Origin of the sequence: Aeribacillus sp. FSL K6-1305 (genome assembly GCF_038050115.1) — a bacterium.
Classification (GTDB): domain Bacteria; phylum Bacillota; class Bacilli; order Bacillales; family Aeribacillaceae; genus Aeribacillus; species Aeribacillus composti.
Genome location: NZ_JBBOQV010000001.1, coordinates 734463 through 748791, shown reverse-complemented (window position 1 = coordinate 748791; position 14329 = coordinate 734463). Strand labels below are relative to the sequence as shown.

Annotated in this window: 11 protein-coding genes and 3 pseudogenes; 2 read left to right on the top strand and 12 right to left on the bottom strand. The window is 40.6% G+C overall.

Features of this window, described 5'->3' with window-relative positions:
• Window positions 1–95: 95 nt before the first annotated feature.
• The 10 genes and pseudogenes from NST97_RS03460 to NST97_RS03415 all read right to left on the bottom strand — a co-directional run bounded on the left by NST97_RS03460 (window position 96) and on the right by NST97_RS03415 (window position 7858).
• Window positions 96–1922: an IS1182 family transposase gene (locus NST97_RS03460; protein WP_341342927.1), complete on the bottom strand. Its 1827-nt coding sequence runs from the start codon at window positions 1920–1922 to the stop codon at window positions 96–98.
• Window positions 1923–2339: 417 nt separating this feature from the next.
• A complete protein-coding gene (locus tag NST97_RS03455) occupies window positions 2340–2900 on the bottom strand; it encodes a sulfurtransferase TusA family protein (protein ID WP_327873931.1) in 561 nt (186 codons plus the stop codon).
• A gap of 305 nt (window positions 2901–3205) precedes the next feature.
• Window positions 3206–3570 (bottom strand): annotated as a pseudogene (locus tag NST97_RS03450) (rhodanese-like domain-containing protein).
• Window positions 3571–3580: 10 nt separating this feature from the next.
• Window positions 3581–4063 carry a DsrE/DsrF/DrsH-like family protein gene (locus NST97_RS03445; protein WP_066246720.1) on the bottom strand — a complete coding sequence of 161 codons (483 nt, stop codon included), beginning with the start codon at window positions 4061–4063 and terminating at the stop codon, window positions 3581–3583.
• Between the two features lie 53 nt (window positions 4064–4116).
• The gene (locus tag NST97_RS03440; RefSeq protein ID WP_066246718.1) at window positions 4117–4344 is read right to left on the bottom strand and encodes a sulfurtransferase TusA family protein; all 228 of its coding nucleotides are present in this window, start codon (window positions 4342–4344) and stop codon (window positions 4117–4119) included.
• 96 nt (window positions 4345–4440) lie between these two features.
• Window positions 4441–4701 (bottom strand): metal-sensitive transcriptional regulator, encoded by a 261-nt coding sequence (locus NST97_RS03435; RefSeq protein ID WP_063389517.1) that lies wholly within the window; start codon window positions 4699–4701, stop codon window positions 4441–4443.
• Window positions 4668–5063 carry a sulfurtransferase gene (locus tag NST97_RS03430; RefSeq protein WP_339211506.1) on the bottom strand — a complete coding sequence of 132 codons (396 nt, stop codon included), beginning with the start codon at window positions 5061–5063 and terminating at the stop codon, window positions 4668–4670. Before NST97_RS03430 ends, NST97_RS03435 begins: the two co-directional genes overlap by 34 nt.
• A gap of 224 nt (window positions 5064–5287) precedes the next feature.
• Window positions 5288–6183 (bottom strand): annotated as a pseudogene (locus NST97_RS03425) (MBL fold metallo-hydrolase); the annotation flags it as partial.
• A 22-nt stretch (window positions 6184–6205) separates the two neighbouring features.
• Window positions 6206–7063 (bottom strand): carbon-nitrogen hydrolase family protein, encoded by an 858-nt coding sequence (locus tag NST97_RS03420; protein ID WP_339211503.1) that lies wholly within the window; start codon window positions 7061–7063, stop codon window positions 6206–6208.
• 429 nt (window positions 7064–7492) lie between these two features.
• Window positions 7493–7858, bottom strand: coding sequence for a winged helix-turn-helix transcriptional regulator (locus NST97_RS03415; RefSeq protein WP_339192796.1), 366 nt, complete (start codon window positions 7856–7858; stop codon window positions 7493–7495).
• Window positions 7859–8270: 412 nt separating this feature from the next.
• Between NST97_RS03415 and zwf the strand changes: the two are divergent.
• Both zwf and gnd read left to right on the top strand, forming a co-directional pair.
• Window positions 8271–9727: pseudogene (zwf, locus tag NST97_RS03410) on the top strand (glucose-6-phosphate dehydrogenase).
• 103 nt (window positions 9728–9830) lie between these two features.
• Window positions 9831–10733, top strand: a complete 903-nt coding sequence (gene gnd, locus NST97_RS03405) for a phosphogluconate dehydrogenase (NAD(+)-dependent, decarboxylating) (RefSeq protein WP_181555732.1) — start codon at window positions 9831–9833, stop codon at window positions 10731–10733.
• 172 nt (window positions 10734–10905) lie between these two features.
• Here the strand turns inward: gnd and NST97_RS03400 are convergent, their stop codons facing one another.
• The gene (locus NST97_RS03400; protein ID WP_339211501.1) at window positions 10906–11931 is read right to left on the bottom strand and encodes a LacI family DNA-binding transcriptional regulator; all 1026 of its coding nucleotides are present in this window, start codon (window positions 11929–11931) and stop codon (window positions 10906–10908) included.
• A 22-nt stretch (window positions 11932–11953) separates the two neighbouring features.
• Window positions 11954–14317 carry a glycoside hydrolase family 31 protein gene (locus NST97_RS03395; protein WP_339211499.1) on the bottom strand — a complete coding sequence of 788 codons (2364 nt, stop codon included), beginning with the start codon at window positions 14315–14317 and terminating at the stop codon, window positions 11954–11956.
• Window positions 14318–14329: the final 12 nt, after the last annotated feature.

The window sequence follows — 14329 nt, the reverse complement described above, 5'->3', positions numbered from 1 at the left end:
TCTACTCAGTAGACCTAGTAGACCCGACATAAATAAATTTCAACATCCAAGAGCGCACTTACATACCAAAAATGGTATCGTGCTAAAACCAAAATTTACGTGTGATAATCTAATAGCCTTATTTTACATTTTAAAAGGCTATTTAAAGCAAACTTTAAAGAGGGCTTGTCTAAAAAGTCCATAAAAACAGAGCGAATGGAGAAAACAATGAGTTTTTCCATTCGCTCTGTTTCCTTATTTTTGAAATTGGTTTGGGAATTTGCGGCCCATTTCAGTATGTTGTGGGCCATTGCCACAATCCCGAATTCTGTTCGGACTTTATGAAGCCCCCGTAACAGAAATCGAGTGAAACGCAAATTGCCCTTGATGTTACCGAACACACTTTCGACATCCACTTTACGCTTCGCATAAAGAGCTGCCTTTTGTTCGTCACCAAGAGCTGCTTTGGCTTTCGCTTTCATTTCTTCATAAATCGTGTTCCAATATACTCGACGATTTCCTTTGGCTTTCGTACACCCATTCTTCAACGGGCAATCCGTACAATCTTCACACTCGTACACTTTCAAATCTTGTATGTATCCAGATGCATTTTTTCTTTTTTGATAATACTTGAATACGACTTTCCGATTGTTCGGACAGATAAAGCAATCGTCTTCTTCGATGTATTTCCAGTTTTGTACTTTTGATAAATCCTTTTTAAACTTTTTACTTTGTTCCTTCAAATAGGTTTGGTATGGGGCTAATAATTCAAAACGAGGTTCTTTTTCTTCGCCAATCGCATATAAATAGTTTTCTTCACTCGCATATCCTGCATCGGCAATGACATACTTGAGTTTCTTTTCCTTCGGCATCGATTCCAATAACTTTTCCATAAATGGTTGGAAACAGCGAGTATCTCCTGGATTTTGATAAATTTCAAATCCCACGATAAATTGATGTTGTGTGGCGAGTTGAACATTATAACCCGCCTTGAGTTGGCCGTTTTTCATATGGTCCTCTTTCATTCGCATAAAAGTGGCCTCATGGTCGGTTTTCGAGTAGCTATTTCGTTCACCTAGAATCTGTTTTTGTACTTTGTATTTTCGTAATCGTGGAAGATAATCCGTTTGAATCGTTTTCAGTTGTTTGGTGAGTTGGGATTTTTTAGAGCGAAGTTCTTTTTTTCTTTCTTTGTCTTCTTCCTGTTTATAATCTTTTTCCAAAGCTTCTATTCTCTCAGAAAGTTGTGCCGATGATTTTTCTAATTCTTCTTCTAATTGTTCTTCTTTTAATTCCTCCAAGGCGATTTGGTGCGCTTCTTGTAGAAACGATTGAATTTTGGCTCGTAGTTTCTGATCATATTTTTCTACGGATTTTCGCCATACAAACGTATATTTGTTGGCATTCGCTTCTATTTTCGTACCATCCACAAAAATATGGTCGAGGTCGATAAGTCCTTGTTCTACTAGTTGAAGGACAAATTGTTCAAATACAGAATCCATCATGTTTGACATACGAACACTACGAAAATCATTTATTGTGCGATGGTCAGGGGTTTGCAATCCCGCCAACCACATCATCGGAAGATTTTCTTTCACCATTTGCGCTATTTTCCGACTTGAATAAACATTTTGAGTGTACGCATATAAAATCACTTTCAATAACATTTTAGGGTGATAGGGTGCACGACCCCCACCAACATAATGAGTATACAACACTTCATCCGGAATCGATTCCACCATTTCATCCACTAAACGGGCGACATGATTTTCAGGAATATACATTTCGATATCTAAAATGCTCATGACTTGACGATTGCAATAAGGTTGGAAAACTAGTTTTTTGCGTTTCTTATTCTTTTGAACCTCTATTTTTTGAATACCCTCTAGAGTCATTTCTAATTGCGTGTTATAATTTTCTTGAATAGTCATTTGATTATTCATAAGAAATCGTCCTTTCTGTAGAATGTTTTTTGGTCAATTTCATTCTATAAAAAAGGACGATTTTTTTGTACCCTAAAAACAGAAAAAAGGGCTGAGCCCAAGGTCGATTCAATCGACTTTTCGGACAGCCCCCTAGTAAGTGAATTATCCTTTTTAATTCGAAAATGATCGATCATGTTCTTTTTTTCATCATCGTATGCCTATTGCTTGATGCCCAAGGCGATAAATGAATTTTCGTCCCAATGCAATGAACCATCGATTAATTCACAATAAGGGACAATTCAATATTGAGAAATTTTGCCTTTCATTTTCCAATTGCAAAATAGTTCGCATGTATACTATAAAAATGTTTTTTTGTTGTTTAAAGATTTTTTGTACCTTTATCATATATTTGTATATTGATAACCAACTGTTCAATCATTGTTCAAGCGATCCATTCCATTCTGACATACCGGGGACAATATTCCATACGTTTGAAAACCCTTTTTCTGCTAATTTCTGGGCTGCCAAACTACTGCGCGTTCCCGTGCGGCAGACGACATAAATGGTCTTATCTTGCGGGAGTTCCTTGATCCGTTCCTCCAATTCTCCAAGAGGAATTGACAAGGCACCAGGAATATGCCCAAATGCAAACTCTGCCGGTTCACGGACATCTAAAATGATAATTGACGGATCATTTATTTTGTCTGCTAATTCTTCATTGCGAATAACATGGGGGAATTTCGCTTCATTCTTTGCCTCGCTCTCACTTGCTCTACGAATATAGTGCTTTAATATCCCCTCTTCTTCAATTGTACCGAGATAGTGATGTCCAGTGCTTTCTGCCCATGCTTTCATATCCGCTTTCGATCCTTTGTCTGTTGCTTGTACCTCCAGTACTTGTCCAGGCTGCAACTTATGAATCGCTTTTTTCGCTTTGACAATCGGCAGCGGACAAGACAACCCTTTAGCGTCTATTGTCATATCTACTTGAATCATGACTTTCTCCTCCTTAAATGGGAACTATTCTACAGGATCTTCTTATTTATGCATCAATTTCCGCAACTTTCCGATAGTTTTCGGCTCGTCTGCTTTTTCCTTCAAACAGCAGGCGAGAGTATTTTCTTTTTCTGTATCTAGTTCATTCTCCGAAACTTGAACAGTCAGGGCGTAATATTTATGGAACTAGAAATTTTCCTAAATCGACTTCTTCTAGTTCATGAACATCAATAACATTGAATGTTTTCCTTTTATGGAACAACGCCTCAAATTTCTTTAGCAGAATAGTTGTTTCATAGCAACCTTTATGACCAAGAGTTCATGCCGCCTTTTACATTGGTTACACGCTGAAATCCTAATTTCTTTAATAATTTGCTTGCTTTGGCGCTTCTCATTCCACTTTGACAAATCACAATAACTTCTTTATCTTTTGATAGTTCATGAACTCGTTTTGGAAGCTCGTGAAGCGGAATATTTTTAAAACCAGGAATATGATTCGTATGAAACTCAATAGGTGTGCGTACGTCAATGTAATGAACATCTTTTTTCGTAATTCCTTCTTTAATTGCACTACAGATATGATTCGCACTCCTTTTATGGGCAGAAACCGATTGACAACGAACCATATCACCAATAGAACTAGACCAATATTAATAATGGTTTGAACCATAGGCCCCACCTTAAATAAACAAATTGACATTTCCTTCAGAAGCATCTGCTAAATACGCAGCAACCCCTGCAAATTCGATGCCGTCTATTAATTCATCCTGTTGGAGTCCTAAAAGATCGACTGTCATTTGGCAAGCAACCAGCTTTATTCCTTGTTCCTTTGCCATATCGATTAATTGCGGCAGCGGCACAGCATTATGTTTTTTTATCACCCGCTTAATTAACTTCGCTCCTATTCCGCCAAAGTTCATCCGCGACAGTCCCATGCGGTCAGCACCACGCGGCATCATTTTCGCAAACATTTTTTCTAATAATCCTTTTTTCACCGGAACTGTCGAATCTTTACGCAATGCGTTAAGCCCCCAGAACGTATGAAAAATTGTAACCTCATGGTCATAGGCAGCAGCGCCGTTCGCGATAATATACGCTGCCATCGCCTTATCATAGTCACCGCTAAACAAGATGATCGTTGTTTTTTTCTTTTGCTCCGACACTTTGTTTCCACCTTCTTCCCAAAATACTCATAGGGGTATAAAGATAGCAAAAATTATCCCTTTTTGATCCAAAACGTAAAAACGCCATTTTCTTCTTTCATATTAACAACCGTATGTCCACTTGCCTTTGCCCAAGCGGTCAAATCGTTTTTGGAACCTTTATCCGTTGTATGCACCTCTAAAACTTGACCAGCTTCTAACTCATCAATTGCTTTTTTTGCTCTTACGACTGGCATTGGGCATGCAAAACCCTTTGCATCTAATACTTTATCTGCATTCATTGTCAATGACCTCCTTTAATATTACCATTACCCCTATATGTATATTAATAGGGATGAAAAAATCTGTCAACTTTTCAAAGAAAAGTTGACGTTCTTTTATCTGCTTTTTACTAACAGCTCTACAGCTTCTTTTACAAGGTGTTCCGTTTTTTCTCCATTTTCTAAGCTTTCACGGATACATTGCTCTAAATTGGAACTTACAATAACAGCAATAGTGCGATCAATAGCGTTTCGTGCAGCAGAAAGTTGAGAAATCACGCTTTTGCAGTCCTTTTCTTGTTCCATCATACCAATAATCCCTTTTACTTGTCCTTCAATTCGTTTTAGGCGGTTTTTGATTTCTTTGCTGTATTCCATTTGGCATTTCTCCTTTCTTTGCAAGGACAATCGGCCATTGAATAGCTCTTCACTTTAAAACCGCGGCTGCGCAAAAAGCGAATGCCTAAATTTTTTCCTACTTCATCACTTGCAATCACATGGATTGGTTTATCAGGAATTTCATAAACATGCCGTTTTAAATAAGCAAACGGTATGTGAAAGGAATTCGCAATGGGATAATGATTTGTTTTTTCGTTGTAATCACGAAGATCTAGAATCGTTAAAGAATTTATACTTTCATCGCGGTAGTCAACACACGGAACTCCTCTTATTGGATAATACCGCCGATAGACAGATATTGATAACAAAATAAATAAAGCCAAAAGCAGTATTCCTTCCAATTCTTCTTTCCACCTCATTCATTGTTTTTATTTATGAACAATTATATACATGTATAAGTATATAATCAACCGATTTATTTTTCTAAACAAATTTTTGGAACAGAGGCATTTTCTTTATTTGTTAGTTATCAATATAGCTTTCCCTTTACTTAATTTAAAAAATATTTGCGGAGGGAGAAAAAGGAGACTCGGCATGAATGACTCAAGTCTCCTTTTTTTAATCATTACCGGACTGCCCAACGGTTTGGACCGATTTCCATCTCGCGTTGCTGCTCTTCATCTGGATGAAGCTTTCCCATATTTGTTTGCCGAATTTCCTGATAAGCATTCGGTTGCGGAGGCAAGTTTTCCGTCACCGTTTTTCGAAACTCTTCTTCGCTCGCGATATTGAGACCATGATTTTTTGCGTACAACATACCTAATGTAGTACCAACACTACCATCGTCATTCATTTCACCCGGTACCATAAAATGTGCAGGCAAAACCAACAGGTCATCTGCTAATTGTTTATAGCGCTCATATAATGTCTTGCGCAAATCCCCACCCAATCCTGCGCTTTTCCAGCCAAATCCGGACGACCGATCGAATCGATAAATAAAACATCTCCCGTTAGTAAATATTGGTCATCTATAATAAACGAAGTGCTGCCAATTGTATGTCCCGGTGAGTAAACAGCTTCGATCACTGCATGACCGACCTGAATGCGGTCCTCATCTTGAATCGATGCATAGGAAAAGGTCACTTCTGTCGCATCTTTTGGAGGCAAATAGTACGTCGCTCCCAATTGTTCAGCTAACTTGCGGCCGCCGGAAATATGGTCTGCGTGCAAATGGGTATCAATGACATATTTAATAGAAATCTCGCGTTCCTTCGCAAACTCAACGTATACATCCGTCATGCGATTTGTATCAATAAGCGCACCTTCTCCGTTTGATTCGATCAAATAGGACAGGCAGCCTTTCCCGAGACGGACAAATTGATAAATCGCACCGCCGTTTTTCAGCTCAGCGATTTTGACCGGTTGTAAATGCTCGCTCCACGCTTTCATACCGCCTTCAATGGAATAAACATGTGAAAAACCTTCTTGTTCAAGCTGTTCGGCAACAAATAGCGATGATCCTTATAGAGCAGCTAGTCACATTTTATTTCCAATCCGGATAAAGATCCGTGCGTCGATCACGCCACGTGGTGACAGAACCGCTTTCGCGAACCTGATATAACAGCTCTAAATCGAGATCAGCGGTTACAATCATATCATGATTGATTTCTCCTTCTACCAAGATGCCGCGCGGAGGAAATGGGATATCGTTCGGTGTAATCACCGCCGCTTGCCCAAAATTTGCCCTCATGAAATCAACCGTAGGAAGGGAACCTACCGTACCAGTGGTGACGACATAAACTTGATTTTCGATTGCTCTCGCATGGCTGGTGTAACGAACACGATAAAATCCGTGACGATCATCGGTGCATGAAGGGCAGAAAATGACATCAGCCCCTTTCGCCTTTGCCATTCGAACGATTTCTGGAAATTCGATGTCATAGCAAGTCAACATCGCAATGGTTCCCTTGTCTGTTTCGAACACCTGCAAGCTTTCTCCAGGAGACATATTCCATTCCTTTACTTCCGTCGGAGTGATATGAAGCTTTGGCTGTTCGGCAACTCTTCCGTCTGGATAGAATAAATAAGCAACGTTGTATAATCGTCCGCCTTTACGGATGACATGGGTTCCTCCAATAATATGCATCTTTGTTTGCTTAGCCAAATTAATAAATAAAGACCGATATTGTTCTGTAAAATCAGGAAGATCTTGAATGGTCAAAGGTTGCCCTTGCTGGTTGCCAATAGACATTAGCTGGGTGGTGAAAAATTCCGGAAACAAGACAAAATCCGCCCCAAACTCTTCGGCTGTTTTAATATAATGTTCTACTTGTTTGGCAAATTCCTCAAACGATTGGATGGTATGAAGATGATATTGAACTGCTGAAACTCTCAGTTTCATAGTCTCCCCCTCTCTTGTTATCCATCTAGTAACGTTTCGCCCCAGTCAGTGGCGATACTGATATTATTAGACACATCATTCAATTTAACAAGTACACACTTTTGTGTTACATAGTGTGGAAAAGTATACTAAAAGAGGATAAACGAAAAAAAGGAGAATAAAAAAGAAGTCTGTAGAAACGATGAGGGATCTGATGATAGAGGCGATGCTTTGTGATCTGCAACCACATACATACAAAAAAACCAACGGACAGTGGATCTTTCATAAAGATGGTTGTCCGCTGGTTTTTTAACGTCTAATATAAACTTATTGCTTTCTTCATCTCTATATCGATAAGTGTGCATTTTCTATGAAAATTGCCTGCCTATAAAAGTATATTAAGGAGTACGAGCAGGGAGTTTTCGAAGCTTTAAAGGAGGAAAGTTTTTTCTACTTGGCGGCCTCATTGATTTTTACTTGACCTTTGACAACAGTCTCCATATAGTTTCTGCCCCATTCATACATAGCATCAAGAATTGGCATCAGACTTTTTCCATGCTCGGTCAGTGAATATTCTACTTTTGGTGGAACAACAGGATAGACTTCGCGATGAACAATTTGATCTTCCTCCAGCTCTCGCAACTGGTTAACAAGCATTCTTTGGGTGATCCCCGGCATGAGAGCTTTTAGTTCACTAAACCGCTTCTTTCCCCCTTTTCCTAGATGCCATAAAATAAGCATTTTCCATTTACCGCCTATAACAGAGAGTGTTAATTCTTTTTCACAGTTATACGTCTTGCCGCAAACGTGTCCCATCGTTTCACCTCCCATGTTTATTACAGCCCATGGTATACTCATTTTCACTTTATAATAATAAAACACATACTGTCAAATAAATGTATAAAGTGCGTACTTCTCAATAAATTTTATACGCATTATACTAGCATCTGTAAACCAATTACGAGCACTGGAGGGAGCAGCATGAATCGTTTTACTATTCCGCGCGATATTTATTTCGGAGAGAATGCTCTCGATGTTTTAAAAACGCTGGAAGGAACAAAAGCTGCCCTCGTCTTTGTTGAACTTTCATGAACGAAAAAATACAAGAACAAGACCTTCTTCCTGTTCACAAAAATACCAATTCTTGCAATGTAGTAAACCTTGTTACATCTGCTCTATCAGCTTTATTCTTTTTGAAAAATGTTTCAAAAAGACAGGGGGGATAACATTGGATTCGATGACCTTTGTCTTGTTTGGGGCAACAGGTGATTTAGCTAAACGAAAAATTTTCCCTGCATTATATAATTTATTTCTCGACCAAAAAATGCCTCAGTCGTTTTCCGTTATTGGGGTGAGCAAAAGAGAATTATCCGATGTTGAATTTCAAGCATATGTGGAAAATTCATTAAGAACATTTTCTAGACGTTTGACAAATGACCGTTCCAAAATGGAAGAGTTTCTCCATGCGTTTCGTTATACTTCTTTAGATGTAACGAATGCCCAAGGGTATAAAAAGTTGCTTGAAATGGTTCAACGACGTGAAAAAGAATTGAATATTCCTGAAAACCGCATGTTTTATTTATCTGTTGCGCCGGAATTTTTTGAGGTGATTGCAGCAAACATCAAGGAAAGTGGACTAGGATCCGCCAAAGGTTGGAAACGCCTGATTATCGAAAAACCGTTTGGTCACGATGTAAAATCAGCGCAAGATTTAAATAAAAAGTTAAGTCAAGCTTTTGAAGAAGACGAAATTTATCGAGTAGATCATTACCTTGGGAAGCCGATGGTCCAGAACTTGGAAGCTATAAAATTTGCCAACTCTGTATTTCAAGCAATCTGGAACAATCAGTATATAGCCAATGTACAAATTACAGCTAGCGAAACGGTTGGAGTTGAAGAAAGAGCAGGTTATTATGACCAGGCAGGGGCCATTCGCGATATGGTTCAAAATCATATGTTACAATTGTTGATGATGACCGCTATGCACCTTCCAAAACGGATCAGCGCAAAAGACATCCGGAATGAGAAAAGAAAAATCATGGAATCTCTTCGGCCAATACAGAAAGAAGAAGTAAGTTTACACGTTGTTCGCGGTCAATATGGTCCTGGAGAAATCGATGGAAAACCAGTTGTCGGATATAAAGAAGAACCCGGAATAACTGCTTCTTCAACAACGGATACGTTTGTTGCGGCTCGTTTGTGGATTGATGATGAGGTTTGGAGAGGGGTACCATTCTATATCCGCACAGGTAAAAGAATGAAGGAAAAGTCCACACGTATTGTGATTGAATTCAAAATCCATTAAAGGAATGGTATTTACCGAAAAATGAGAAAACAGCTCCTAATCTTTTAGTGATTCAAATCAATCCGAACGAAGGAGTTTCATTGCAATTAAATAATAAAAATGTATTAAACGATGGAAGGATTGAACCCGTCCATATGCACTTTACGACTAATCAGAAAGATGTACCCGAAGCCTATGAGCTCTTGATTTTCGACTCTTTATGCGGTGATTCGACTTTCTTTGCTCATTGGAACGAAGTTGAACTATCTTGGAAGTGGGTTCAACCCATTTTGGATGCATTTGAGGAGAATCTCCTTCCTCTTCACTCATATCTTGCAGGTTCGATGGGACCAGAAGCTTCTCATCAATTATTGGAGGAGGCCGGATTTCATTGGTGGTAGTTAAGCATGACTATAGGTTGTCAATATAAGAAATAGAAGCCACATTTAACAACAAATTTTCCTTACCTTATAAGATTAAAGACGTTTTTAGGAGGTCATTAACATGAAAATCGGGTTAATCGGTTTAGGAAAAATGGGATTCAACTTAGGTAAAAATCTCATCGACCATAAGCACGAAGTAGTAGCGTTCGATGTAAATGCAAATGCGGTTGAAGAAATAAAAAAATATGGAGCCAAAGGCGTATCTAATTTAGAGGAGCTCGCTCTATCATTAGAAAAACCAAGAATTATTTGGATCATGGTTCCACACACAGTGGTTGATTCGGTAATTGGCGAAATTACACCATTTTTAAGCAAAGGAGACATTGTCATTGATGGCGGCAATTCTCACTATAAGGAATCGATTCGTCGTTATAACGAACTAAAGGAGATTGGAATTCACTTTATGGATGCCGGAACCTCTGGTGGAGTGGAAGGTGCTCGTAACGGAGCGTGTTACATGGTTGGAGGGGATTCTGAAGCTTGGAACGTTGTCGAGCCTCTTTTCCGAGATACCGCTGTGGAAAATGGGTATTTATATACAGGAAAAGCAGGTAGCGGCCACTTCTTAAAAATGGTCCACAATGGGATTGAATACGGGATGATGGCGGCCATTGGTGAAGGATTCGAAATATTGGAGAAAAGTGAATTCGATTATGACTACGAAAAAGTGGCAAGAGTGTGGAATCACGGTTCTGTTATTCGTTCATGGCTCATGGAATTAACAGAACGCGCCTTTTCTAAGGATGCAAAATTAGAGGAAATCAAAGGGATTATGCATTCTTCCGGTGAAGGAAAATGGACAGTCGAAACGGCTTTAGATCTACAAACCGCTACTCCTGTCATCGCTATGTCTTTATTGATGCGGTATCGTTCATTAGAAACCGATACATTTACAGGCAAAGTGGTAGCCGCTTTACGCAACGAATTTGGTGGACATGCTGTAGAAAAAAATGAGGAGGAATAAGCCGTTATAATCATTTGAAGCATCTCCAGAAAAAACTTTTAAGGAAACAGCATAAAACTCCTCTATTTTCGATCAGAGAAATACAACTATCCATTCATGATAAATGAACTTCTCAATTTGAAAAAGCTGACTCTAAACGATCACGTGTAGGGTGACCGTTTGTGCCAGCTTTTTATTTCCGATAATAATCGCACGAAAACCGTCTGACAAGCCGATGCGGGATAATAATGCGCTTAATCGGTTCGTTCGGGTTAGCGATTTTTTCGATTAAGTTTTTCGTTGCTTCGTAGCCGAGTTGGAAGATATGAATGTCGACCGAGGTTAACGGCGGGCGTGACATTTCCGCCAGCAGCGTGTTGTTGAAGCTGACGATCGAAATGTCATCGGGAACGCGCAGTCCCATTTCATCCAATGTCTTCAGCACGCCTAAGGCCATTAAATCATCGGCAACGACGAGCGCTGTCGGCGGCTCAGCGAGCGAAAGCAGCTCTTTCATCGCTTCTTGGCCGCCTTCCTGCAAAAATTCTTCGTGCATGATATAGTCTTCGCGATAAGGAAGGCCCGCTTCTCTCAAAGCCTCCTCGTAACCATGCAATCGGTCGACAGTCACTAAATATTGCTTATTGCCGCCGACAAAAGCGATTCGTTCATGGCCGCGCGCGATCAAATGCTCCGTCGCTTCTTTGCCCGCCCGGTAATTGTCATTATCGACATGGGTGATTTGTTCTTCCTTTTGATGCGGCTTCCCGATGACGACAAATGGGAATTGATGTTTTTGCAAATATTTCATCAGTCTATCATTGATGCGCGAATATAATAAAATCACTCCGTCGACGCGGCGGCCTTGAAGCATGTCCACAACCCCTTCGTAAATTTCTTTTTCTTTTTCGCCTGTGGACATTTGCAAAGCGTATTTTTTTTCATGTGCTACTTTGCTGATGCCGCGGATGACTTCTGGAAAGAACGGGTTTTGCAGCGCCTGTTCCGCTGCGCTTGGCATGACAATGCCGATCACCTGTGTTGCTTGATTGGCCAAACTGCGCGCAATAAAATTCGGATGATAGCCAAGTTCTTTCATTGCCTGTCGCACTTTTCGCTTCGTCTTCTCACTAATTCGCGGACTGTCGGCAATAACGCGGGAAACCGTGGAGGGAGCCACGTTTGCTCGTTTTGCAACATCTTTTATCGTAACGTTCATCATTTACTCCCCCATTCGATGCTCATTCACTTTGGATGAGTAGGATACGCTGATGAGGATCAAATATCGCATTTTGTTCGTTTCCATCGATCGTGACTTTCGTCTGTTCCGTCGCGTGATGAATTGCAAAAGAGAGCTTCCAACTTGGTTGATACGTTCCTTCGCTTTTCGTTACGATATGCACGGAATTTTCGCCATATTCGACCTCAATATACATGCGTAAATAATCTCCCTTTTCGTAAGAGAACGTTTGTCCATCATCATCATACAGTACATACGTCGCTTTGCCACCATTGGCCTTATAAATATGAACAGTCCGATGTTCGTCCGGCATTTCTGTCGAACGCTTAACGTCACCTAAGGCAATAGCCGATCCTTGTTTAATGAAAATTGGCAATGTCTCTAAATCCGCAGAAATTAAATGGTATTGGCCGCCTTCTAGCACTTCGCCTGTCCAATAATCCACCCAGTTTCCTTTCGGGAAATAAGCGACGCGACGGGTCGTGCTCGGCGTCATGATCGGCGCAATTAATACATTGGCACCAACGAGAAATTCGTCATACAGATTATACGTGTTTTCATCATCCGGGTACTCGAAAAACAATGGTCTCATGACAGGTGCCCCTGTTTCATGTGCCTCCGCAAACAATGTATATAAATGTGGAAGCCACTGATAGCGCAATCGAATATATTTTTTTATGATGCGCTCATATTTTTCCCCAAACGCCCACGGTTCTTGACGGCGGAACCCAATCGCGCAATGATTGCGAAAATATGGCGTAAACGCCCCTACTTGCATCCATCGCGTCAACAGCTCTCCATTCGTGTTATGGGCAAAACCGCCAACATCCGGACCGCAAAACGCAACTCCAGATAATCCTAAGTTCATACACATCGGCAGTGACATTTGCAAGTGTTCCCAGAAGCTGCGATTATCCCCCGTCCATACCGCGGCATAGCGCTGAATGCCGGAAAAGCCAGCGCGTGTTAATAAGAACGGGCGCTTTCCGTTTAATAATTTTTTCATTCCTTTATACGTTGCTTCTCCCATCATAAAGCCATACACGTTATGAAGCTCGCGATGCGTTTTCGGATCGCCGTCGTTGTCGTGTATCACTTTGACGTCCATCGTTTTCGTTTCGTTAAAAACGGATGGTTCGTTCATGTCGTTCCAAATGCCTTCAATGCCTAAATCCGTATAAAATTGGTGCTTTTCTCCCCACCATTTTCGCACCTTTTTATTTGTAAAATCCGGAAACGCGCTCTTGCCCGGCCAGACTTCTCCAAAATAAACGTTTCCTTCGATATATTTGCAAAAATAATCATGGCGAATGCCTTCCTGGTAAATGACGTATTCTGGGTCTTCTTTCACTCCGGGGTCGACAATCGGAACAACACGAATTCCTTTTTGTTTTAAATCGGCAATGAGCTGCTTCAGATTCGGAAAACGGTTACGGTCAAACGTAAACACGCGATAGCCATTCATGTAATGAATATCTAAATAAATGACATCAAGCGGAATGTCTTTTTCGATAAACGTTTGTGCGATCTCTCTTACTTCTTGTTCGGTTTCATAGCTATAGCGGGATTGATGATACCCGAGTGCCCATTTTGGCGGAAGCGGCATTCGGCCGGTAAGATCCGTATATTGTTCTAACACGTCCTTTGGCGTTGGACCAGCAAAAACGTAATAATCAATGGCCCCTCCTTCTGCGGAAAAACAATACTCATCGGTCGCTGTTTGAAAATCAAATGTTGTTTTGTACGTATTGTCAAAGAAAATGCCATGCGCACTTCCATTTCGCACCGTCATAAAATACGGATGGGATTGGTATAACGGGTCCGTTTCCGGATTGTGTGGCGCATACACATCCGTATTCCACATCGTCATTGTTTCGCCACGCTTATCGAGGAACCCTGTTTTTTCACCAAATCCGTAAAAATGGTCAGCTTCATCCATCATTTTAAAACAGCATACTTCTCCTTGGTAGGTAAACGCCATCCCCTTTTTTCCTTCCGCAACAAGCAGTCGTCCATGATTGTCGTAAATGCGGGCGCGAAACGGTCGTTTTTGCAAAACAACCGTCAGTTTTGCCGATGTTAACGTCACCTCTTCCTCGGTTTCATGTACGGAGGCATCTACTTTTTCCGGCTCTTTTACGACAGCGACACTTGTGGACAAACTTGTTTCGCCAAAAGGGTTGAAGGCGATACGGACAATATCTTCACGGTAAAATCGAATTTTGACGATTCCTGTGTCGCAATGGAATGAAAATACGTGTTCCGTATGAGAAAATGTATGCATATTCCCGATGTCGATCCGGTGCGTTTCTTGCGTTTTGTCATCTTGTTCCGGCTGAATGGCGAAGCTTGTATCCTCGAGCATCTTTTTTCCCTC